The sequence below is a fragment of the Staphylococcus felis genome (assembly GCF_003012915.1).
Taxonomy (GTDB): domain Bacteria; phylum Bacillota; class Bacilli; order Staphylococcales; family Staphylococcaceae; genus Staphylococcus; species Staphylococcus felis.
Genome location: NZ_CP027770.1, coordinates 1531168 through 1554832, shown reverse-complemented (window position 1 = coordinate 1554832; position 23665 = coordinate 1531168). Strand labels below are relative to the sequence as shown.

20 protein-coding genes and 1 riboswitch are annotated in these 23665 nt (G+C 35.0%); of the genes, 5 read left to right on the top strand and 15 right to left on the bottom strand.

Annotated features, from left to right (window positions below; translation table 11 throughout):
- Positions 1–306 precede the first annotated feature (306 nt).
- Both C7J90_RS07235 and C7J90_RS07230 read right to left on the bottom strand, forming a co-directional pair.
- On the bottom strand, positions 307–1470 hold the full coding sequence (locus C7J90_RS07235) for an ABC transporter permease (RefSeq protein WP_103209805.1): 1164 nt from the start codon (positions 1468–1470) through the stop codon (positions 307–309).
- On the bottom strand, positions 1463–2194 hold the full coding sequence (locus tag C7J90_RS07230) for an ABC transporter ATP-binding protein (RefSeq protein WP_103209802.1): 732 nt from the start codon (positions 2192–2194) through the stop codon (positions 1463–1465). Before C7J90_RS07230 ends, C7J90_RS07235 begins: the two co-directional genes overlap by 8 nt.
- A gap of 143 nt (positions 2195–2337) precedes the next feature.
- On the opposite strand from C7J90_RS07230, the gene C7J90_RS07225 reads away from it, so the two are divergent.
- The gene (locus C7J90_RS07225; RefSeq protein WP_115924817.1) at positions 2338–2901 is read left to right on the top strand and encodes a TetR/AcrR family transcriptional regulator; all 564 of its coding nucleotides are present in this window, start codon (positions 2338–2340) and stop codon (positions 2899–2901) included.
- A gap of 349 nt (positions 2902–3250) precedes the next feature.
- Here C7J90_RS07225 and C7J90_RS07220 read toward each other — a convergent pair.
- From C7J90_RS07220 to auxA, 6 genes are all read right to left on the bottom strand, one after another.
- Positions 3251–4395 (bottom strand): IS3 family transposase gene (locus C7J90_RS07220; RefSeq protein ID WP_103209691.1). Its coding sequence is split into 2 segments (ribosomal slippage): positions 3251–4149 and positions 4149–4395, totalling 1146 coding nucleotides; the frame shifts between segments, so codons are not numbered across the junction.
- Positions 4396–5436: 1041 nt separating this feature from the next.
- Positions 5437–7164, bottom strand: a complete 1728-nt coding sequence (gene ptsP / locus C7J90_RS07215; RefSeq protein WP_103210772.1) for a phosphoenolpyruvate--protein phosphotransferase — start codon at positions 7162–7164, stop codon at positions 5437–5439.
- Complete coding sequence (locus C7J90_RS07210) at positions 7164–7430, bottom strand: phosphocarrier protein HPr (protein ID WP_103210770.1); 267 nt, start codon at positions 7428–7430, stop codon at positions 7164–7166. The genes ptsP and C7J90_RS07210 overlap by 1 nt, the downstream gene beginning before the upstream one ends.
- 158 nt (positions 7431–7588) lie before the next feature.
- Positions 7589–8119 carry a DUF697 domain-containing protein gene (locus tag C7J90_RS07205; RefSeq protein ID WP_103210768.1) on the bottom strand — a complete coding sequence of 177 codons (531 nt, stop codon included), beginning with the start codon at positions 8117–8119 and terminating at the stop codon, positions 7589–7591.
- A gap of 55 nt (positions 8120–8174) precedes the next feature.
- Positions 8175–9347 (bottom strand): class I SAM-dependent rRNA methyltransferase, encoded by a 1173-nt coding sequence (locus C7J90_RS07200; RefSeq protein WP_103210767.1) that lies wholly within the window; start codon positions 9345–9347, stop codon positions 8175–8177.
- Between the two features lie 94 nt (positions 9348–9441).
- Positions 9442–10761, bottom strand: coding sequence for a lipoteichoic acid stability factor AuxA (auxA, locus tag C7J90_RS07195; protein ID WP_103210765.1), 1320 nt, complete (start codon positions 10759–10761; stop codon positions 9442–9444).
- Positions 10762–11104: 343 nt separating this feature from the next.
- Here auxA and graF point away from each other — a divergent pair, with 343 nt between their 5' ends.
- The 4 genes from graF to C7J90_RS07180 all read left to right on the top strand — a co-directional run bounded on the left by graF (position 11105) and on the right by C7J90_RS07180 (position 14903).
- On the top strand, positions 11105–11236 hold the full coding sequence (gene graF, locus C7J90_RS12115; RefSeq protein ID WP_198456229.1) for a glycopeptide resistance-associated protein GraF: 132 nt from the start codon (positions 11105–11107) through the stop codon (positions 11234–11236).
- 570 nt (positions 11237–11806) lie between these two features.
- A riboswitch (TPP riboswitch) is annotated at positions 11807–11908 on the top strand.
- A gap of 216 nt (positions 11909–12124) precedes the next feature.
- Positions 12125–12700, top strand: coding sequence for an ECF transporter S component (locus C7J90_RS07190; RefSeq protein WP_103210776.1), 576 nt, complete (start codon positions 12125–12127; stop codon positions 12698–12700).
- Positions 12701–12712: 12 nt separating this feature from the next.
- Positions 12713–14119, top strand: a complete 1407-nt coding sequence (locus C7J90_RS07185; RefSeq protein ID WP_103210763.1) for an ABC transporter ATP-binding protein — start codon at positions 12713–12715, stop codon at positions 14117–14119.
- Positions 14112–14903: an energy-coupling factor transporter transmembrane component T family protein gene (locus C7J90_RS07180; protein ID WP_103210761.1), complete on the top strand. Its 792-nt coding sequence runs from the start codon at positions 14112–14114 to the stop codon at positions 14901–14903. The genes C7J90_RS07185 and C7J90_RS07180 overlap by 8 nt, the downstream gene beginning before the upstream one ends.
- 149 nt (positions 14904–15052) lie before the next feature.
- Here C7J90_RS07180 and purD read toward each other — a convergent pair whose 3' ends face one another.
- Genes purD through purQ form a run of 7 tightly spaced genes read right to left on the bottom strand, consistent with a single transcriptional unit; the run spans position 15053 to position 23665 of the window.
- Complete coding sequence (gene purD / locus C7J90_RS07175; protein WP_103210760.1) at positions 15053–16297, bottom strand: phosphoribosylamine--glycine ligase; 1245 nt, start codon at positions 16295–16297, stop codon at positions 15053–15055.
- A 19-nt stretch (positions 16298–16316) separates the two neighbouring features.
- The gene (purH, locus tag C7J90_RS07170; RefSeq protein ID WP_103210758.1) at positions 16317–17795 is read right to left on the bottom strand and encodes a bifunctional phosphoribosylaminoimidazolecarboxamide formyltransferase/IMP cyclohydrolase; all 1479 of its coding nucleotides are present in this window, start codon (positions 17793–17795) and stop codon (positions 16317–16319) included.
- A 15-nt stretch (positions 17796–17810) separates the two neighbouring features.
- Positions 17811–18377: a phosphoribosylglycinamide formyltransferase gene (purN, locus tag C7J90_RS07165; protein WP_103210756.1), complete on the bottom strand. Its 567-nt coding sequence runs from the start codon at positions 18375–18377 to the stop codon at positions 17811–17813.
- Positions 18374–19408, bottom strand: coding sequence for a phosphoribosylformylglycinamidine cyclo-ligase (purM, locus tag C7J90_RS07160; protein ID WP_103210755.1), 1035 nt, complete (start codon positions 19406–19408; stop codon positions 18374–18376). The genes purN and purM overlap by 4 nt, the downstream gene beginning before the upstream one ends.
- Positions 19409–19411: 3 nt before the next feature.
- Positions 19412–20833: an amidophosphoribosyltransferase gene (gene purF, locus C7J90_RS07155; RefSeq protein WP_103210753.1), complete on the bottom strand. Its 1422-nt coding sequence runs from the start codon at positions 20831–20833 to the stop codon at positions 19412–19414.
- On the bottom strand, positions 20812–23001 hold the full coding sequence (gene purL, locus C7J90_RS07150) for a phosphoribosylformylglycinamidine synthase subunit PurL (RefSeq protein WP_103210751.1): 2190 nt from the start codon (positions 22999–23001) through the stop codon (positions 20812–20814). Before purL ends, purF begins: the two co-directional genes overlap by 22 nt.
- Positions 22994–23665 (bottom strand): phosphoribosylformylglycinamidine synthase I, encoded by a 672-nt coding sequence (gene purQ / locus C7J90_RS07145; RefSeq protein ID WP_103210750.1) that lies wholly within the window; start codon positions 23663–23665, stop codon positions 22994–22996. Before purQ ends, purL begins: the two co-directional genes overlap by 8 nt.

The window sequence follows — 23665 nt, the reverse complement described above, 5'->3', positions numbered from 1 at the left end:
AATCCGAAATAATAGCGTAGAGATAATTCAATCACCTCTATGCTTTTCTTTTATCAATCATTCGTATTGTTTGGCTCGCATTTCCTAGGGGATGGGTCGAACCCCGGGCTCGACGCTCATCCTATTCCCTCAGGATTCTCGCCAACAATATGACGTGATATACATGTAATTTTACATTAAAACACTTTAAAAAAGACACTTTCGTATCATTGAATGAATCATCTCATTATAAGAAAACTTCGAGATATTTATGTCTCAGACTCATTCCCTGTTTTGGCTAGGAATTATATCCCAACTCCTTAATATCTATATTTTTCTATATCGTTTCAACCCTATAATATTTAATATGGTAAATATTATCATAAACCCGATTAGTATGAGTAATTGCATCCATATACCCTCTAACCCCTCGCCTCTTACCATTACCGCCGTAAGTGCTTTGCCGCCATATGTTAATGGGAAAATCATTGATAGTGATTTCACCCAACTTGCTAACTGTTCTATCGGAATAATCCCTGAGAAGAACACTTGTGGTATTACAACTATCGGGATGAATTGAATCATCTGAAATTCAGAATTGGCAAATGTTGATACAAAGATACCCATGGATAATGCAACAAGTGCTAATAAGATATTCGTTATAAACACCCATAAAATATTCCCTTCAATATGCAAGTCTAATACAAATATCGCAAACGTCACGATTATCAATGTCTGGACAACTGCAAATATCCCAAATCCAACTAAATAACCAAGTACAATTTCACTGCGCTTAATAGGCGTGGCGATTAATCGGTTTAATGTCCCTGTTGTTCTTTCTCTCAATAACGCTATCCCTGAAATCAAAAATACAAAGAAGAATACGAAGAAACCGATTAGCACAGGAAAGATTTTATCAAAGAATGTTCCGTCTGCATCACCGTACATATATGCATTTTCAATTTCGTATTGTGTTGGTTTAGTCATTTCTGGCTGTTTCATTTGCTGCATCATTTTTATCTTTGCTTGCGGTGGTAACACTTCTTGAAGTGTTTTTGATTGTGTTTTTAATGCTTCTTTCATCACTTGCATATTATCAGTAAGTAAATTCATTTTTTCACCTACAAGTGATTGGTTTACAATCATTTTTATTTGGGCCGTTTTCGTTGGATCTTCATTTTTATATGTTACTTTTATTTTCTTATTATGAAATTGAATATAAGCGTCTAAATTATCATTTTTGATATGTGTTTTCGCTGTTCTCTCTTGATAGTGTTTATAATCAATATCTTTTGTTGACATGACATCAACTATTTTTGATGGTACTGTGTGATCTATTCCTATTTTTAAATTTTGTTCGTTATTTGAATTAAATACAAAATACATCAGTGATAAAATCAGCATCGGTGCGACCATCATTAACGCAAGTGTACGTTTGTCTCTAATGATTTCTTTTACAACTCGTTTTAACATTGCATTAAATCTAAGCATCATCTCTCACCTCCGCTTTTAGGAATACCTCTTCGATAGATGTTACATTAAATTTTTCTTTTAATGTTTCAGGTGTTCCTATTTCAAATAATTTCCCATCAATAATAAGACCCACTAAATCACATTTTTCGGCTTCATCCATCATATGTGTTGTAACAATAACACCTTTACCTTGTTGAGATAATATTTTCAATTGCTCCCAAATATCTTTTCTTAAACTTGGATCAATTCCTACAGTAGGTTCATCCAAGATAATCAGTTCTGGATGTCCTAATAACGTAATTGCAAGAGATAGTCTACGTTTCATTCCGCCTGAGAACGTATTGACCAACTTTTTCTTGAAATCACTTAACTTTACGAGTTGTAAATTCTCATCAATCATTTTTTCTAATTGTTTTCCTTTTAAACCAATAAGGTTACCAAAGAACATTAAATTCTCATAAGCACTTAAATTCTCGTATAACGCATCACTTTGTCCCATATATCCTATGCGTCCTAATATTTTTCTGTTCGGCATTGTGGTATCTAGTATTGTCGCTAATCCACTATTTAAATTTTCCATACCGAGTAAGCATTTAATCAATGTGGTCTTTCCTGAGCCTGAAGGTCCTATAATACCTAATATTTCTCCACTGTTTACCGATAATGACACATCATTCAGGACTGTACGTTTATCGTATACTTTTACAGTATGAGATAGATTTGCGATTGATTTTGATTCCATTATACTCACCTCTCATTATTTTACACAGTGTCTATTATCTATTACACTTTGAGTATAAAATATATAAAGGATTATTCAATAGACTAAACATTTTTTACTTTACACATTTAAAAATATGTATATTAATTTTAGGAGAGATAGCTATGCAGAATGTTTCCATTGAAGATGCGCGAATTGTAAAAACTAAAAATGATATAGAAAAAGCAATGATTACATTACTTACTGAAAAAAGTTATGACAAAATAACTGTAAAAGATATATGTACCGAAGCTGAAATATCACGCGCAACTTTCTATAACCAATTTAACGATAAAAATGACTTTGTTAAAAAGTATCGTATGACAGTAATCAAAAAGATTACAAGAGTAATTGCTAATGATGATAGGAAAAATCAAGTAGCCCTGTTTAAAAAATTACTTTCTCTTATCACTCAACAAGATGAGCTCTTCCTATTGCTAATCTCTATGAATGGCTCTCCAGAAGTGCAAGAAACTTTTAAAATGATGATCCGTGAAAATGCTAAGAAAAATATATTAAAGTATATAGATTTTCAATTTCAAACTAAGCAGGAAGTTCATTACTTCGCAGTATTTATGAGCAATGCAATCTTTGGCATTATTCAGGAATGGGTTAGAAGTGGCAGACAAGAAAGTATAGAGGAGCTCATTAACATCATCAATAAGATCACCCCTGTGAATTTTAAATAATTTTTTAGAATTAATATCATAATGATGCGGTAAATTTAGTTAAAAGAAAAAGACATGTCTAGTCGACAATGCCTTTCGCCTCTATCCTCGTGATCAAACATAGCAAGATAGGTCTTTTCTCATACTTTATCTTCAATCGTTTAATCTAACGAGACTAACGTATTTTCAAATATTATTTTTAAGTGTTTTCATCCAAACTTGATTTTCTCATAGCATCTATATACTTTTCTCATTCTAATAAATCCGTACGCCATTCAAACCATTTTTTATGCAATAGCTTAGTTGAAGTTATTGATCATGGAAATAAAAATTCGTATCCTTCTTGCTCCATTAACCCTTCTGTGGTATGTCAACAGATTTCTAGACAGTTTTTATAGAAACTATCTTTGTACGCTTTCGGCGTCAGATAATTTAATGCACTATGAGGTCGAATGTTGTTATACCAATTAACATAATCAAACAATTCGAGTTTTAAGTGATTAATAGATTTAAAATCATACTGTTTAATGAATTCAGTTTTTAACGCTTTAAATGTACTTTCAGCTACTGCGTTGTCATATGGACATCCTTTCATGCTTAAAGATCTTTTGATACCAAAGGTATCTAGTACATCATCAATCATGTGATTATCAAACTCTTTTCCTCTGTCAGTGTGAAACATTTGTACGTCTCTTAAATCGTGTCTAATGCTACTAAGTGCCTTGGATACAAGCGTGCTATCTTTCTTTGAGCCTGCGCTATGCCCAACAATCTCACGGTTAAAAAGATCAATAAATAAACATATGTAATGCCATTTTCCAGCCACTTTTACATATGTCAAATCACTGACAAGAACTTCCAATGGTTCTTTTCTATTGAAACTTTGATTTAATTCATTATTGATTTCGCGTTCACTTGAGCGAGAAGGAAATGATTTATACTTCGATGTCGTATAAGAAGATACTAATTTATTTGCTTTCATAATGCGTCCTATACGTCGTCTTGAGACATTTAAACCATTTTTGATAAGTTCATTTTTAATCCTTCTTGTTCCAAAACATTTGCGATTAGAATTGAAAATCTCGATAATTTTATCGCTAATTTCCTTATCTCGATCATCTTTTTCAACGTTGGGTGATTTGTTAATTTCGTAATAGTAACTACTTCTAGAGATTTGCAGGACTTTGCACATTGCTGATACTGAATATTTATTGGCATTCTTTCGAATGACATCTATTTTCGTCCCATGATCAGCGCTGCTTGCTTTAAAATATCATTTTCCATTTTCAATTGTTGATTTTCTTTACGTAATTTTCTTAGTTCTTTTTCTTCATTAGTTAAGTTATCTTGATGGTTAAATGAACCAGTATTTTGATGTTGCTTAATCCATTTCCCTAACGCCGAAGGTGTTAAATCATATTCACGAGCAATTTCATTTCTAGGCTTACCATTTTCATAAAGCTTTACCATTTGTAATTTAAATTCAGGACTAAAAGTTCTTCTTTCTCTTGTCATAAAAATCGCCTACTTTCTTAATTTAACAATATCTATTCTCATAGAATTTGTCCAACTAAGTGTAGACGATTCACTGTAATATAAAAAACAACTTTCTCAAGTTGCTCTAATTCATCCAGTGTTTTGGCACGAAGTAAATTCGAATTTATAAGGTATTCCTTTTGAAAAATTGCTGTATATTTCATTTTTTAAATGCAATTTTACGAATCAATTGTAATATATTATCGCCTCCCAATAATAATATGATATCACAATCAATCTTCATATATTGATAAGTTAAATCACTTATAATACGCTTCTATGTATCGGTTTTTTTCGTTTTTCTTTATACTCTTACTGATTGTTACTATTATTAAATTAAGGATATTAAATCTCAATTCTTATAAGTTAAGTATTTCTAAGCAAATTAACTCAACTTCATTAATTCCTATTTTAATTTAATAATGTGTACAAAAATACGAACGTGTCTTGTTTTTAAAATATAATAGTGAGTCATGACGAAGACTATAGACTGAGACTATCCCCCCGGAAAGCGAAGTCATATCATACAAAGTTTTATCATAAAAAGGCTCTAAGTCAAATTGGACTGGTCGCATTAAATTAAGGCGTTATGCAATAATGGATTGCTTAACGCCTTTTTCGTTGTGTGATCATAAAGTCTTGAACAGTAATGCCTCTTTTAATACAACATAAATCAGTAAAATTGAGTTGGTAAAACATATTTTATAACTTAAGGGTGTGAATAAATATAGCACATTTGATTGTTTCCTAAGCCAAGACTTCTGAGACATCTTGCCGTAACCGAAAATCCATTTTAAGATTGGGTAAGTTCAATCTTAAAATGAGTTGAGGTGAGACACCTAGAAAAGTGAGGCTTTATGGAACAATTAAATAAATGAAATTATTTATACACCAGTCCGATTTACTATAGAACCCATAAAAAAAGCACTAAGACGCATTTTTATTAAAAATCATCTTAGCACTTTTTATTTTGGGGTTGATGCCCCAACCTCTTTTATATGGATAACTGCTTTAATATTATTAACTGTTAAGATTCGAAGTTGCATCCTTAACTAATTCCACAACTTCATCTACAGTTGCGCAATTCACAGCACGATCTGCGAGTTGTGTCATCTCAGTTGTACTTAAATTTTGAATTAAACGACGTGCTTTTAAGATTGAAGTTGCACTCATTGAAAATTCGTCAAGTCCTAAACCAAGTAATAACGGAATAGCTGTCTCATCTCCAGCCATCTCTCCGCACATTCCAGTCCACTTTCCTTCTTTGTGAGAAGCCTCAATTACCTGTTTAACAAGTCTTAAGATAGAAGGATTGTATGGTTGATACAAGTATGAAACACGCTCTGACATACGATCAGCAGCCATCGTATATTGAATAAGGTCATTTGTCCCGATACTAAAGAAATCAACTTCTTTAGCAAATACATCAGCCAAAGCAGCTGTCGATGGAATCTCAACCATGATACCTAATTCAATATCATCACTTACATCAACACCTTCATTTTTAAGGTTTTCTTTCTCTTCTAATAGTAACTGTTTAGCATCACGAAACTCTTGAACAGTCGCAACCATTGGGAACATAATGTTCAACTTTCCGTATGTTGAAGCACGTAAAAGCGCTCGTAATTGTGGACGGAAAATATCAGGTTGATCTAAACATAAACGAATCGCACGGTATCCTAAGAAAGGATTCATCTCTTCAGGTAAGTTAAGATATGGTAATTCTTTATCTCCACCAATATCTAATGTACGCACGACAACACGTTTGCCGTCCATTTCTTCTAAAACTTTTTTATAGGCTTCAAATTGCTCGTCTTCTGACGGCATCTTATCGCGCCCCATATATAAAAATTCAGTACGATATAATCCAATACCTTCAGCACCGTTGTCTTTCACACCTGCCAAATCATCAGGTGTACCAATGTTTGCAGCAAGTTCAACATGTTTGCCATCTTTAGATTTTGATGGTTCGTCACGCAATTGCTTTAATGCTTCACGATCAGCGAAAAATGTTTCTCGCTTATGTTGATAAGCACGTACTTCATCATCAGTTGGATTAATAATCACATCTCCAGTCAAGCCATCAACAATCATCATATCTCCTTGTTGGACAGAGTCAGTAATTGTTTTAGTTCCTACTACAGCTGGAATTTCTAATGAACGACTCATAATCGCTGAGTGAGATGTACGTCCACCAATATTTGTCACAAAGCCTTGGACATACTGTTTATTGAGCTGAGCAGTATCTGAAGGCGTTAAATCATTCCCTACAATAATAACGCTTTCATCAACAATACTCGGATTCGGTAATTCGACACCTAATAAATGTGCAAGTACACGTTTAGATACGTCACGAATATCTGCAGCACGCTCTTTCATATATTCATTATCCATAGATTCAAAAATGGTAATAAAGTTCTGAGTTACTTCAGTGAGTGCATGTGGCGCGCTCGCTTGTTCATCTTTGATTTTACTTTCAATCGGTTGAATCAGTTCTGGATCATCTAAAACGAGTAAATGCGCATCAAAAATAGCCGCTTTATCGGCACCAAGTTGTACTTCTGCATTATTTCTAATTTTTGTTAATTCAACTTTTGATTGTTGAATCGCATCTTTGAATTGAGATACTTCTGCATCAGGATTATCGGTTTTTTCACTGCTATAACTTAAATCAGGTTCTACAAGTAAATATGCTTTGGCAATGGCAACACCATCAGAAGCGCCAATTCCCTTAATAATATCAGACATTATTTTGTAAGTCCTTCTTTACTTAATACTTCAGTAATCGCTTTAATCGCTTCAGATTCGTCGCTACCGTCAGCATAAATAGTGATCTCTGCATCTTTACCAACACCTAAACTCATAACACCCATGATTGATTTTAAGTTAACTTTTTTAGCATTGTATTCTAATTGAATATCAGAATCAAATTTTGAAGCTGTTTGTACTAACATTGTTGCTGGGCGAGCATGAATCCCTGTCTCGTCGATAATTACATATGATTGTTGTTCCATTTTATATCTTACTCCTTTAATTAAATCAATTTATTAGCTGAAAATTATTACTAATCCTGCTACATAGGTTAACCTTACCAAAATCCATCCTCAAATTCAATTCGTAAATCATTGTCGCAGTGTGGTTTCATTTAACTTTTGACATAATTTCGAAAAATTTAAACTAAAGCTTTAGCAACGTCTTCACACTTCTGAATATGTTCTTTACCTAGCTTAGTCATAAAATAATAACTAATAGACGCTGAAACTGCTTGTCCAACCAACGGAAACCAGCGTGTTTGCTTTGCAGCTGTGCGTTTTGCTAAATCTCTGATAAATATTTTTACTATACCGTTTGTAACTTTTTTACCTATCAACTGACTCCCTTGAATGCCTGCTGCAACATATATTCTGTTTTTTACATCATCTGAAAGTTTATTAACTTGCTTATGATCTAAACCATATATTTTGTTGATATCTTCAATAATATCTCTCATTAATTTAACATCTACACCAAAATCAAAGCCCGGTACCGGAACAAGTGTCGCACTAGAAGACAAGAGTGCTTTCTTCTTAACAATATTCTCAGCATATTTTCTTCTTTGATTGAGGTCTTCGATTGTTTGGGGTAATTGATCTTTTTGCGTAATTTCATCTATATTTAATACTTTATTTCCAACAGATTGTGCAATTTTATTCGAAAATTTCATTTCTGTTACCGCCTTTCAAACAAATAGATATGACACTATACCCATTTTGCGAAGTTTAATGCTTGACTGTTATAAAAATAACTTTTAAATATTTTGATGGCTTATAATGTGGATGTGTTTTGAAATCTTTTGGTAACCCCATCACTTCATCTACGGTATAGTCTACGCCTGCTTCATCAAGCACACGTTTTGCCATATTTTTAAATGCTTTAAGGCTGTACATACTATGATTAGTACTTAAAATGAGGCTGCCATTGTATGCTAAAATATCTAACGCTCCTTTAATCAACTTGCTATAATCTTTCATTACAGAAAAAGTTTTCTTTTTGTTTCGAGCAAAACTTGGTGGATCTATTACAATCGTGTCATATTTCAAGTTATGGCGAAGTGCATATTTATAGAAATCAAACGTATCCATTACAAAAATCTTTTGAGTATTAGGGTCAATTGCATTGATACCAAAATTCTCTTCAGTTAATGTTCTTGAACGATTGGCTAAATCAACGCTTGTCGTTTCGACGGCTTCCTTTGCAGCTATCACAGAGAAAGCACCTGTATAACTAAATAAATTTAATACTTTTCGTTCATGTGAATAATAATCTCTTAATTTTTTTCTGACTTCTTTTTGATCCAAAAAGATTCCGGTCATTGGGCCTTCATCTAAATCGACATTATAAAAGGTGTGATTTTCTTCAATGACAATTGGAAACTCAGCACTCTCTCCTAAAACAAAGCCCGAATGAATATTGTCATTTTTAAATCGTGTCTTTTCATAAATGGAACGATAATTAAATACTGATTTTATCGCATTGATCACATCATCTCTAAATGCATAAATCCCTTCAGAATACCACTGAATCAGTAAATGGCCATCGTAATTATCAATTGTTAACCCACCGACACCGTCACCTTCTCCATTGAATAATCGAAACGCGTTCGTTCCATCAATATGATAAAAGTATTGACGCTCTTCAAGTGCCAGTTCAAATTTATTGTGAAAGAATGTGCGATTGATTTGCTCATCCTTATCATAACTCAGCACCCAACCCAATCCTTTATGCTGTCGTCCTACGTAACATGTCGCGATATATACATCTGTCGACGTCATCAAGTAGAATAGATCACCTTCTTTCAAATTGTGACTTCGAAAGATATCTTCTTCTTCAATCAAAGGATATTGATTAAAATATTTATCCTCTTTTCCTTTATTTAAAATAGCCGTTTTCATTGATATCAGCCCTTCTCTTTTAACGTTATTTTCATTTTAACATGAAAAAGCCTGAAGATAGGATAACCTCTCCCATGCTTCAGGTCTTTAATCTTTACTGCTCATCCGGAGACTTTTGTCTAAGTTGTACAATAAATGCGACAATCGCAGGAATAAGCATTAATAATAAAATAGGTGTAATAAAAATTGAAAGTAATAACCCATTAAAAAGTATAACAATGTATTCTGTAAGTAACTTAAAAAATAGAATACTAATCATGAATAATTGTAAGTAATAGTACTTTCCTTTTAACATATAAGTGACTGTTGTAATGATGTAAATAATTCCCACTATTAACAATAAAAATAAGCTTACCCATTCATATACATATTGTGTTTGAGAAAGTCTCCAATCTCCCGACATAAATAAGCTATTCCGATTATTAAACTCGAGCAGTATGAAGAATAAAATGATAATGCCACACGCAAGTATGACATAATTTTTTTTCAACCACTTTGGACGATGTAAAAAAGAGGGAATATCATCTTCTTCTAATTTAGCCCAACCAAACCACTTTTCTTTTATTGTATCTTTCTGACGTCGTATCTTCTCAAGATCAATACTTCGACGTGTTTTTCGAGTAATGCCTTGTGTAAGTTCTGATGTGCGATGTTGAATATCTTTAATATGGTATTTAGTATTATCATTAAATTGGTACTTTTTACTTCTTGAATATTCATTCGTTTCTCCTGTTAACTCTTCATTTGACACAGGTAATGAACGACGTAAAAACAAAAAGTTCCAAATCGCCATTTGTCCTAAAATCCACAATAAGATAAAAAAAGTATTAATACTTAATACATCAATAGCTGTAATTTCACGTGCATCAATACGACCATACAATGAAAGCTGAGTCATTACATAACTCAAACCGTAACTAAATATAATCCATAAGTAATGTTGTTTGCGGTGTGCTGGGTTTAACTCATCCTTATATGCGATATACCCGATATGTATTAAAAAAGGTATCACAAAAACAAAAGCAACCCAACTATAAACTTGAGACATAAAAATTAACGTTAACACAAAATAAATAATACCAATCAGCAAAAAGAAGATTGAGATATCATAATCAAATCGTGTTGTATTCGTTAAAGTTCGCCCTATCAAAACCATTAATGCCCCAAATAAAAGTATGATAATTCCGCTCGCTAAAGGAACATCACCAATGTATTTACTCATTACACGAATAATTTCATTAAAAAACGCCATTGTAAAATCCCAAGCATTATCAATGTCAGGTATTTTACGCTTACCATCGTTGAGTTGATGTATAAGTGGTATATTAATGAAAATAATAATGCTCAATAGAATAGAAAGTACACCAATAATATAGCTATAAATCACTTCGGTGTATTTGTTGAACAATGACATGCGCTCACCTCACAACTATTATAAACAATCCCAAAAGATATGTCTGTAATTTTTCAGAAATTCAGTCTATAGTACGACTTCACTTGTCGCAACTATCCAATATCATCTATCCTATCTCACCATATATTTGTGTTGATAAACTATTATCCTATCTCACCATATATTTGTGTTGATAAACTATTATCCTATATTATCCATATTAAAACGTCTTCACTTTAATTTACAACCATTACCAAATCTATATAATCATAGGTGTCATTAAATCCAAACTTAAAAGTCATGTTTAGATTTCTATTTTTCGGGCATAACATAGACATATACTTTTCAAAGGAGTGCATATTCAATGTCTGAAAAAGATTTAAAAAAAGCAGCAGAACAAGCTAAAGAAAAAGAGCAAGATTTAAAAAATAAAAAAGAAGATACTAAAAAAGGTTTAGAAGAAACAAAAGATAATATTCAAGACACTTTTGAATAAGACAATCTGAATGGTGAAATAATACGTACTAGGAATGTAACACTTTTTTGAGTTCATTAAAACATGTGAGTGTTATTCTGATTCCGAGTATTATTGGTTCTATAGTAAATCGGACTGGTGTATAAATAATTTCATTTATTTGATTGTTCCATAAAGCCTCGCTTTTCTAGGCGCCTCAGAAGTCTCGGCTTAGGAATCGATCAAATTTGCTATATTTATTTACACCCTTAAGTTATAAAGTATGTTTTACCAACTCAATTTTACTGATTTATGTCGTATTATAAAGAGGCATTAATGTTCAAGACTTTATGATCACACAACAAAAAAGGCGTTAAGCAATCCATTATTGCATAACGCCTTAATTTAATGCTCTCAGTCCAATTTGACTGAGAGCCGTATTATTTCACCATTTTTTTGGCAACTATTCCCCATCATTTTTCTGAGTCACCTTAACGATTCCCATATTTTGGTGAGCGACTAAAGTGATAAGATAAAGCGCCTCCTTAATACGTCATAGTCACCACTTCTTGACTTTTGTCACCTAACAGTGTACATTATCAATAACAATTAAATTCGCACTAGGGGTGTGTATGCTGAGATGAGGAGTCAATCCTCAAACCCTTTGAACCTGAACTAGATGATACTAGCGTAGGAAAGTGTAATCGTTTATGATTCATAAACATGGTCTATGCGGTTATTGGAGTAGCCGCTTTTTTATGATGTTTATTTATTGTAACAATTCCTACGCACATCTCAGTACGAGACTTGTGCGTTTTTTATTTTCATCACATTATCACAATGACCATTACTATCCGTTGTCTTAAATGAATTGGATTCGACAAACAATGATCATTGCTGATGATATCAACTTTAAGGAGGACATTTATGATGAAGAAGGGGTTAACACTTTCTGATATCTTAGTGACAGTCTTAATTTCTGTTATTTTTGCTGTCATTTATAATTTATGGTGGATTGTTAATAATACAGTTCAGCCACTCGGTTTACATATCGATCAGCTGATGTATGGTATGTGGTTTAGTGCTGCTGTTGTTGCATATTTGATTATTCCAAAAATGGGAATTGCATTACTTGCCGAGTTTGCAGCAGGTGCTGGCGAAACCATTATGATGGGTCGCTTTGATATACCAACAATTATTTATGCATTACTTCAAGGTTTAGCATGTGAAATTGTATTTGCTATATTCCGATACAAATCACGTGCATTAATGGTTGCTATTTTAGCCGGTATGGCTGCTGCTATTATCAGCTTACCCATTGACTGGTACTATGGTTACCTTAATGAAGTTGCAAAATGGAATTTAATTTTATTAATTGCCTTTCGAGTGATTAGTGGTGCTGTTTTAGCTGGTATTTTCCCATATTATCTAGTCAAAGCACTTGATCAAACTGGTGTAACTAAGCTATTCAGACCTGCTTCAAAAGATGATTATGATACTTTATAAGGAGTATTAAAAGTGTTAAAAGTTAAAAATTTGCGCTTGAAATATCCAAGTGCTGATTACAAAATTTTCGATGGTCTAGATATTGAAATTAAAGATAAAGAAAAAGTACTTTTACTTGGACCATCAGGTTCTGGTAAAAGTACTTTACTCAATGTATTAAGCGGCATAGTTCCTCATTTAATTGACTTGCCAATGAAATATGATGAACTGCACATTTCAAAACAATCTGGAGTTATCTTTCAAGATCCTGACTCACAATTTTGCATGCCACAAGTAAATGAAGAACTTGCTTTTATACTTGAAAACCGCCAAGTTGCGCGTCAAGAAATGGATCATTTAATAAATGAAGCATTACAACGCGTTCAACTGGATGTGAATCCTAAGCAAAATATCAATCAGTTGAGTGGTGGAATGAAGCAAAAATTAGCGATTGCGGGGACACTCTTACAAAATGCAAATACGTTATTTTTAGATGAACCAACTGCAATGCTTGATGTAGAAGCAACAGAAAATCTTTGGTCTTTACTTAGAGATTTATGGGAAGATCAAACTGTGCTCATCGTAGAACATAAAGTTGAACACATATGGGATTATGTAGATCGTGTGATTCTTATGAACCACCAAGGTCAAATCATTCAACAAGGCGAGCCAGATTACATTTTAAAACATTTTGAGGATGTTTTAAGCGAATACGGTGTTTGGCATCCGAATGCGTGGGATAAGGCGCCTAACCCCATTGAAAAACCATCAGATATTTCAAAGTCATTTTATTATCAATTCAATCAAGGCGCTATTCAAAGAGGAAATAAAAAACTATACAATGTATCACATTTCGATATACATCCAGGTGAATGGATTACATTAACTGGAAAAAATGGAACAGGTAAAACAACTTTATTTGAGTCGATGATGCAACTAATTAAATACAGAGGAACAATGCGCTACAATAATCAGAAACTAAATAAGTTAAAAGATGCAGCGAATAATATGTATTTAGTTTATCAAAATCCAGAGTTACAGTTTATTCAAAACACTGTTTTTGATGAAATCTTTGTTAATTATGACCATTCAAATCATGACAATGCGAAACAATTAACCGAATCTATGCTTGAATTACTAGATTTACATCATGTCAAAAATCAACATCCTTTTGAATTATCAATGGGGCAAAAGAGACGATTAAGTGTCGCAACTGCCTTAAGTACTAATGCGGATATTATCTTGCTGGATGAGCCAACATTTGGTTTAGATAGTCATAATACGTTTAAATTAATTGAGTTGTTTCACGAAAGAATGCAGCAAGGGCAAACCATTATGATGATTACACATGACCCACATATTATTCATCGTTATCCGACGCGTCACTTTGCAATTCAAAATGCTCAACTTGTTGAATGCGAGGTGACACATCATGGTTGAATCTTGGAAGCTTAAATACACATTTATGGACAAGGTCAATATTATTACTAAGTTGTTTCTAGGTATTGCACTTTTTTTCTTTATTATCTTTATTCACAACTTTGACTTTATGATTTATCTTGCCTTCATGATGTTATTGTTTTTACTTCTAGTGAGCGGCACACAATGGAAAGTATTATTACTGTTTTTGAGTTTTTCCATTGTGTTTGCCCTTACCTCATCGTTATTTATGATTTTTTATGGTGAGGGTCAACATGTATTATTCAAATTTGGGTTTGTACAAATCAGTAGCGAGAGCCTTGTACGTGGACTTCATTTGTCTTTACGTACAATGGTTATTAGTTTCTTTGGCTTATCGATTGCATTTACTTCACAAGTTATCATGATTTTTTATAGCTTGATGCAACATCTCAAAGTTAAACCTAAAATCGCATATGCCTTTATGGCGGCTTTTCGAATGATTCCATTGATGATTGAATCTGTGTTTCAACTTAGAAATGCCTTAAAAATGCGTTATCAAATGATTGACAACAAAAACTATTCGGGGTTTAAAAGGCTCAATCATTTATTAATCCCTTTATTAAGCCAAAATATACGTAAAGCGCATCGTTTATCTGTCGCTATGGAGAAAAAAGGGTTTCAAGATGGGCCTCGTACTTACTATTATCACGTCCCATTTTCATATAGAGATGTTATATTGGTCCTTTTAATTATTTTGTTTGTTATACTTGCTTTTACGATGGCGCATTTCGTACCCATAACACATATCACTGATGTTAGATAATAGCCCGAAAATGCGTTTTCATGATCTCGATGATATGAAAAGGCATCACTGATTTTCTTGATTTCCCGTTTATACCATCTGCTAAGAAAATCAAATAGGAGTGCCAATGAAATCTTCAATTAAAAGTTTTCATTGACACTCCTTATTTTTTAACTGTCTATCGCTTTATGTGCTATATCATTTCGATAAAAGAGATTGTCGCTCTGAATTTTTCGAACTCGTTCATATGCATTTTTTTGAGCGTTTACAATAGAATCTCCTGTTCCGATTGCCAAGATAACACGTCCTCCTGATGTGACGAATTGGTCTTGTTCACACTTTAATCCACTTACAAAATAATAATCCGAATCTTGTTCAAAACCACTTACGGTATGCCCCTTATCGTACAATCCTGGATAGCCTTTAGACGCTAACATTACACCCACTACTGCTTCATCTTTCCAGACCATATCAATAGGCTGCTTAGCTTCTAATTGAACGATATGTTCCATTAAATCGCTATCCAAACGCTTTAACAATACTTGCGCTTCAGGATCACCAAATCGTGCGTTAAATTCTATTACTTTGGGTCCCTCTTTCGTCAGTATCGCACCGATATATAGAAGTCCCATAAAGTCATAACCTTCACTTTTCATCGCACGTGCAATAGGCTGCGCAATTTTGTCATTTGTTTCTTTTAAAACATTTGTGCTAATATGAGGCACTGGACAATATGCGCCCATGCCACCAGTATTGGGTCCTTCGTCGTGATCAAAAGCACGTTTATGGTCTTGTGCAATCGTATCAAAAGGAACCGCGTAATCTCCATTAACAAAAGTCATCAATGAAAATTCTTCACCTTCAAGAAATTGTTCGAACACGACTTTACTTTCTTCTTCGGGATAAAGTGTTTCGACTGCATCTATCGCCTCTTCACGAGTTTGCGCAATAATGACACCTTTACCTGCAGCGAGTCCATCTTTTTTGAGAACTATCGGTAATTCGCAGTTTTTAACATAATTAAGAGCCTCAGATTTCTGACTTATTTCTTGATAATCTGCTGTTGGAATATTGTATTTTTTCATCAAACGTTTGGCAAACGATTTAGACCCTTCTATTTGTGCTGCCTCTTTATTTGGACCAAACACCTTCATTCCAGCATTTCTCAATAGATTGCCTAATCCATCTGTGAGCGGTTGCTCAGGTCCAATAATTACCCATTCAATTTGATGGTTTTTCGCAAATTTTAAAATATCCTCATGATTGTTTTCTGCAATTTCTGTATGGACTTCTGCCACCTCTATCATCGCATCATTACCAGGGATAGCGTATACTTTTGAGACTAAATGAGATTCATTTAATTTGTATGCAAGCGCGTGCTCGCGGCCACCGCTTCCAATTACAAGAACATGCATATGGGAGTGCCTCCTTCTTTTAATGTTTGAAATGACGCATACCTGTTGTCACCATTGCAATACCGTAACGGTTTGCCATATCTATCGAGTCTTGATCTTTAATTGAACCACCTGGTTGAATAATTGCCTTAACACCTGCTTTCGCTGCTGTTTCAACAGTATCATCCATAGGGAAGAATCCATCCGAAGCAAGTACGACATTATCATTCATTTCAATTGCTCTTTCAATTGCAATTTCTGCTGATCCAACACGATTCATTTGTCCAGCCCCTACGCCAACTGTCTGATGGTCATTGGCCAAAACAATGGCATTACTTTTAACTGCTTTTACGACTTTCCATCCTAATAATAAAGCTTCCCATTGCTTGTCAGTTGGTTTTACATCAGTGACCACTTTCATATCTTCTTTTTTGACATCGAAATGATCTTTGTCTTGCACGAGGTAGCCACCAGACACTGAAACAAACTCTTGTTCATCAAGGTCTTCAGTCATATCCACTTCAAGCAGTCTAATATTTTTCTTTTTTTGTAATACTTCAAGCGCTTCTCTTTCAAATGAAGGTGCGATAATCACCTCTAAAAAGATTTCATGTAATGCTTCTGCTAATACGCCTGTTACAGGGCGATTCAATGCGACAATACCACCAAAAATAGATTGAATATCCGCTTCATATGCATGACGATAGGCTTCTTCTATAGAGTTCCCCACTCCGACACCACATGGATTCATATGTTTTACAGCAACAGCTGCAGCAGATTCAAACTTCTTAACTAAATTTAACGCTGCATCCGCATCTTTAATATTGTTATAACTTAATTGCTTCCCATGTAATTGTTTAGCGCCTGCTAATGTATGTTTAGCATTTGATGTACGAATAAACTCTGCTGATTGTTGTGGATTTTCACCATAGCGTAACGTTTCACTATTTGGGTTAAAGAATTGTACAATCGCTTGATCATATTCATAAGTATGTTGAAATACTTTAATCATTAAGGATTTACGATATGCTTCATCTAAAGTATCATTTTGTATGCGTGCTATCACTTCTTCATAGTCAGATGGATGCACAATTGTAGTGACATGTTTAAAATTTTTCGCTGCTGCACGTAACATTGTTGGACCACCAATATCAATGTTTTCGATTGCATCCATCTCAGTGACATCAGGGTTCGCCACCGTTTCTTTAAATGGATATAAGTTGACAACGACCATGTCAATTAAATCTATATTTTGAGCTTTAAGTTGTTCTAAATGTTCAGGCTTATGACGATCTGCTAAAATTCCACCGTGTACTGCTGGATGTAATGTTTTAACACGTCCATCCATAATTTCTTCAAATTGCGTTAACTCAGATACTGAATGTACTGTTACTCCGGCATCTTTAATTTGACGAAAAGTGCCCCCTGTTGAATAAAGCGTATAGCCTTCCTTAACTAATGATTGTGCAAACTCTACAATACCTGTTTTATCAGATACGCTTAAAATTGCTTTTTTCATCTTGAATATAGCTCCTTATAGAATAATCTTTTGTATAACTGCTGGATATAATTCATACTCTAATGCTTTAATACGATTTTCTAATTCTTCTTTTGTATCATTTTGATATATAGGACACGTTCTCTGTTCAATAATTTGACCTGTATCCATACCTTCATCTACGTAATGTACCGTAGAACCTGTTTCCCTATCCCCACTGTTTAACGCTTGTCCTACTGCATCTTTACCTTTGTATTTAGGAAGTAATGATGGATGGATGTTTAAAATTTTGCCTTCATAGCCTTTCAAAAGGGTATGTCCGATTAATCGCATGTATCCTGCTAAAATAATCCAATCTACATGCTCTTCATTCAACTGATTTAAAACATCTTCCTCGTACGCACTTTTATTTGGATATGTACGTGGTTCATATATATGAACCTCAACACCGTGTTGCTTTGCAAGATGAATACATTGTGCTGAAGGTTGATCAGTATAAAGTGCCGTTACCTTGATACCTGATAACACACCAGATTCAATACGATTCATTATATTATCGAAGTTCGTCCCAGAACCTGATGCAAATATCGCTACTTTTTTCACAATGATGCCTCCATTAAACGTATCGATGCCTCTTCTTCAGTAATATGGCCAATTGTATAGGCATCAACTTGTTCGCTTTTTAGAATATCATGCACTTTCGCTTCATCTTCTTGCGCAACAATTAACGTATATCCAATTCCCATGTTAAAGATGTTATACATTTCTTTAGTTTCGATTCTACCTACTTCTTGTATCCAATTAAACACTTTAGGCGTTGGGAATGATTGTGTATCAATAACCGCTGTTTTACCTTCTGGAAGTGCTCTTGGAATATTTTCGTAAAATCCTCCACCTGTGATATGTGTCATTGCATGAATCTTAACAGATGCTTTGACTTTAAGTACAGGTTTAACATATAGCGCTGTTGGCTTTAAAAATGTATCTAAGTATGTGCGGTTATTTTCAAAAATATCGTTCACATTGATACCTGATTCGTCTATTAATCGACGCACCAAGCTATACCCATTTGAATGAATACCATTTGAAGCTAGACCAATAATGACATCACCCTTTTGTACATTTGAACCGTCTACATACTCTGATTTTTCGACAGCACCAACAGCAAAACCTGCAACATCATATTCACCTTCATGATACATTTCACCCATCTCAGCTGTTTCGCCACCAATTAACGCTGTGTTTGTCTCCACGCAACCATCACTAATACCTTTAACAATTTGTTCAATCACTTCTGGGACTACTTTATGCGTGGCAATATAGTCTAAGAAATAAAGAGGCTCAGCTCCTGTTGTCAATATGTCATTGACACACATTGCAACAGCATCAATACCTATTGTATCGTGACGATTATGATCAATTGCTAATTTTAACTTTGTTCCAACGCCATCTGTGCCCGACACTAAAACAGGCGCTTTCATATTCAGTTGAGATAAATCGAATGTTGCGCCAAAACCACCCAAACTGCCTAATACTTCTTTACGCATTGTGCGCTCAACGTGGCTTGACATACGTTTTACAGCTTCATATCCTGCCTCGATATCAACGCCTGCTTTCTTATATGATTCAGCCATTTATTACACTCCTCTTCTTTTCATTTCTTTTGCTTCTGGTAATTGATGGTCCACAATTTCAATTGGATAATTGCCTGTAAAGCACGCGTCACATTCACCCTTTGAATCAAAGCTTTTAAACACGTCATGCATTCCTTCAACTGATAGATACGTTAAAGAATCAGCACCTATCATCTCTTTAATTTCATCAATTGTGTACTGTGCTGCCATTAGCTCTGAGTGTGTTGAAACATCTATACCGTAATAACATGGATCTTGAAGGGGTGGGGACGAAATGCCCATATGAACCTCTTTGGCACCTGCATTTTTGAGCGCTTTAACGATATATTTACTCGTTGTTCCACGGACGATGGAGTCATCAATGACAACAACACGTTTGCCCTCGATAACATCTCTTATCGGTGCATGCTTCATTCTTACTTGACGTTCACGCACTGACTGATCAGGCGTAATAAACGTACGTCCAATATATCGATTTTTGAGTAGCCCTTGTTCGTTTGGAATACCTGTTTCTTCTGAAAAGCCTTTAGCCGCTTGCAGTGAAGAATCAGGTACACCAATCACAATATCCGCATCAACACCCATCTCGCGTGCCAAACGACGTCCTAACGCTTTTCTGACGTTGTATATAGAATGTTTACGAAATTCTGAATCTGGACGTGCAAAATATACATACTCCATTGAGCACATACGATGACCAATGTCCATAGTATAGGTATCATAATCCACTTCATCTTCGCCTTTGAATGTAATCAGCTCTCCAGGCTCAATGTCTCTAATGTATTCCGCACCAATTGCAGTAAAAGCACATGTTTCACTCGCGACACAATAAGCACCATCTACTTTTCCAAGCATCAGTGGCCTTACCCCTCTGTTATCACGAGTCACCGATAACTGTTGTTCATTCAAAATGACACAACTAAAAGCCCCTTTAACTTGATTTAATGCTGCTTTTTGATTGGTTTTAATATTGTCTGATTTCCCTTTAATAAGAAGATGCGCAAGCACCTCAGAATCACTTGTCGTTTGAAAAATACCACCTTCAGATTCAATTGCACGGCGAATTTGCCTCGCATTCGTTAAATTACCATTATGCGCTAAACCTAAATCACCTTTTGAATGTTTGAATAAAAAAGGCTGTACATTTGAAATCTCACTCGCACCTGTTGTCGCATAGCGTACGTGGCCTATAGCGTGATGGTAACCTTCTAAGGATTGAAGCTGCGCATCAGATATCGCTTCAGTTAAAAGCCCCATCCCACGTGCACCAAATAGTTGTTCACCATTCGAGCACACAATACCTGCACCTTCTTGACCACGATGCTGTAGACTATGTAGCGCCATATATGTGAGATAAGCTGCATGGGGATGGTTCCAAATTCCGAAAACTCCGCATTCTTCATTTAGTCCACGGATGTCATACATGACTCAATTGCCCCTTCCCAATTTTGTTTAAGTTCGGATGTACGACGTTCGATTGTATGTGTTTGAGCAACTACTTTAAACTCATCACTTTCTGTTAGCTTTCCGATTTCTGTTGCATTTTCAATATCAAAAGTTTGTCCCTCTTTTACAGCAACAACATAGCGCCCTTGTGTTTCACTAAAGAGTTGTGCATTAGATAAATCAACGTTTGCCTCAATACCTAATTGATAGTAAGCACTCATACGCGCTAGTGTCATTAAAAGGCCGCCTTTACCAACTGTTTGCACATGAGAAATAGTGCCTTTTCGAATTGCATCGCGAATGGCTTCACCTTTTTTCGCTTCCTCACTTAAATCAACATGCTCAACTTCATGATTCACTTGACTATAGAGTAATTTTTCAATTTGACTTCCACCATAATTATCTTTCGTATCACCAATCACAAACAGGCGATCACCTGCACGAGGTGTAAAGTCATTCAAATAATCAATATCTTCAATTAGTCCTACCATACCTACAACTGGCGTTGGGAAGATAGATGATGTTCTCGTTTCGTTATATAAAGACACATTTCCTGATACAACCGGTGTTGCTAGCGCTTCACATGCCTCTGCCATACCACGTGTTGAATCAATTAATTGTTGGTAAATGTGTTTTTTCTCAGGCGAACCATAATTAAGACAGTCTGTCATTGCTAAAGGTTTTGCACCTACAGCAATCAAGTTTCGATATGCTTCAGCGACGACCATTTTTCCACCTTCATAAGGATCATTGAATACATATCTTGCTTCACCATCAATTGTTGAAGCAATCGCTTTATTCGTTCCTTCAACACGTACTACAGAAGCTTGTAAACCTGGTTTGATAATAGTATTTGCTCCAACTTGTTGATCATACTGACTATATAAATAACGTTTGGACGCAATTGTAGGGTGTGTTAAAAGACGATCAAACACATCTTCAACGTTAACATCATCATAGTTATGAGCTGGCTTGTTGTGTTCTAATTCTTCCCCTTCTAAAACATACACTGGCGCTTCATCTGCAAGGGGTTCAACAGGGATATCAGCAAAAACTTCTCCTTCATATGTTAAAAGAAAACGGTCATTATCCGTAACTTGGCCAATCACAGCACTATCTAATTCATATTTTTCAAATAAATCTAAAAACTTTTGTTCTGTCCCTTTTTCCACAACAAGTAGCATGCGTTCTTGTGTTTCAGACAACATCATTTCGTATGGTGAAATGCCTTCTTCTCGCACAGGTACTCGATCTAACTCGAGATGAATTCCACTTCCACCTTTAGCCGCCATTTCTGATGATGATGACGTTAAACCAGCCGCTCCCATATCCTGGATACCTACAAGTTCATCATAAGTGATTGCTTCAAGTGTAGCTTCCATCAATTTTTTACCAACGAATGGGTCACCAATTTGCACCGACGGACGTTTACTTTCACTCTCTTCTGTTAACTCTTCAGAAGCAAATGTCGCACCGTGAATACCGTCTCGCCCAGTTTTTAATCCAACATAAATAACTGAGTTGCCAACACCTTTGGCAGTTCCTTTTTGAATCATATCGTGATCAATTACGCCGACACACATCGCATTAACTAATGGATTACCATCATAGCGCTCATCGAATTCTATTTCTCCAGCTGTTGTTGGAATACCAATACAATTGCCATAACCACCGATACCCGCAACTACACCACGTAATAAACGACGATTCGTCTTTTCTGTTAACTCACCAAAACGCAAACTATTTAATAAATTAATAGGTCTAGCACCAATTGATACGATATCGCGAATAATACCACCTACACCTGTTGCCGCACCTTGATATGGCTCAATTGCTGACGGATGATTGTGAGATTCAACTTTAAATACTACCGCTTGTTGATCGCCAATATCGACAACGCCTGCACCTTCACCAGGTCCCATCAAAACATGTTCACCAGTAGTTGGAAATTGTTTCAAAAAAGGCTTAGAGTGTTTATACGAACAATGCTCACTCCACATTACCGAAAAAATACCAATTTCAGTAAAATTTGGATCTCGACCTAAAATCGCTTGTACTTTTTCAAATTCCGAATCGCTCAATCCCATATCACGATAAAGTTTCTCGATTTTGACCTCTTCTGCAGTCGGTTCTAAAAATTTAGGCATTTTGTTCCCTCCAGCTTTTCACCATTGATTCAAATAGTTTAACACCACTATCAGTTCCTAAAATTTTCTCTAAAGCACGCTCTGGATGTGGCATCATCCCACATACATTTCCTTTTTCATTGACAATACCAGCAATATCATCATATGAACCATTCGGGTTGTCTGTATATTTCAAAATAATTTGATTGTTTTTTACCAAATGGTCGTATATTTCATCGGTACAATAATAATGCCCTTCACCATGGGCAACAGGATATACAACTTTTTCGCCTTCATCATATAATCTTGTAAAAGGCGTTTGGTTATTGACTATACTTAGGACTTCATTTCGGCTTACAAATAAATGAGAATCATTATGAAGCAAAGCACCTGGCAATAAACCAATTTCCGTTAAAATTTGGAACCCATTGCATACACCTAATACCGGCTTACCTTCATCTGCCAAACGTTTGACTTCTTTTATTACTGGGGCTACGCTAGCAACAGCACCAGAGCGCAAGTAATCCCCAAAAGAGAATCCTCCTGGAATAAGAACACCATCAAAACCTTTTAAAGATTCAGTTCTATAATCAACATATTCTGCTTCTACACCTGATTTAACTGCAGCATTATACATATCACGGTCACAGTTAGATCCAGGGAATCTAAGGACAGCAAATTTCAT

Coding starts and splice junctions, on each gene's coding strand:
- C7J90_RS07190 (WP_103210776.1), top strand. CDS start 12,125: ATGAAGAAGGGGTTAACACTTTCTGATATCTTAGTGACAGTCTTAATT.
- C7J90_RS07235 (WP_103209805.1), bottom strand. CDS start 1,470: ATGCTTAGATTTAATGCAATGTTAAAACGAGTTGTAAAAGAAATCATT.
- auxA (WP_103210765.1), bottom strand. CDS start 10,761: ATGTCATTGTTCAACAAATACACCGAAGTGATTTATAGCTATATTATT.
- graF (WP_198456229.1), top strand. CDS start 11,105: ATGTCTGAAAAAGATTTAAAAAAAGCAGCAGAACAAGCTAAAGAAAAA.
- ptsP (WP_103210772.1), bottom strand. CDS start 7,164: ATGTCTGATATTATTAAGGGAATTGGCGCTTCTGATGGTGTTGCCATT.
- purD (WP_103210760.1), bottom strand. CDS start 16,297: ATGCATGTTCTTGTAATTGGAAGCGGTGGCCGCGAGCACGCGCTTGCA.
- purQ (WP_103210750.1), bottom strand. CDS start 23,665: ATGAAATTTGCTGTCCTTAGATTCCCTGGATCTAACTGTGACCGTGAT.
- C7J90_RS07205 (WP_103210768.1), bottom strand. CDS start 8,119: ATGAAATTTTCGAATAAAATTGCACAATCTGTTGGAAATAAAGTATTA.
- purF (WP_103210753.1), bottom strand. CDS start 20,833: ATGTATGACATCCGTGGACTAAATGAAGAATGCGGAGTTTTCGGAATT.
- purH (WP_103210758.1), bottom strand. CDS start 17,795: ATGAAAAAAGCAATTTTAAGCGTATCTGATAAAACAGGTATTGTAGAG.
- C7J90_RS07230 (WP_103209802.1), bottom strand. CDS start 2,194: ATGGAATCAAAATCAATCGCAAATCTATCTCATACTGTAAAAGTATAC.
- purM (WP_103210755.1), bottom strand. CDS start 19,408: ATGGCTGAATCATATAAGAAAGCAGGCGTTGATATCGAGGCAGGATAT.
- C7J90_RS07180 (WP_103210761.1), top strand. CDS start 14,112: ATGGTTGAATCTTGGAAGCTTAAATACACATTTATGGACAAGGTCAAT.
- C7J90_RS07210 (WP_103210770.1), bottom strand. CDS start 7,430: ATGGAACAACAATCATATGTAATTATCGACGAGACAGGGATTCATGCT.
- C7J90_RS07200 (WP_103210767.1), bottom strand. CDS start 9,347: ATGAAAACGGCTATTTTAAATAAAGGAAAAGAGGATAAATATTTTAAT.
- C7J90_RS07225 (WP_115924817.1), top strand. CDS start 2,338: ATGCAGAATGTTTCCATTGAAGATGCGCGAATTGTAAAAACTAAAAAT.
- purL (WP_103210751.1), bottom strand. CDS start 23,001: ATGCCTAAATTTTTAGAACCGACTGCAGAAGAGGTCAAAATCGAGAAA.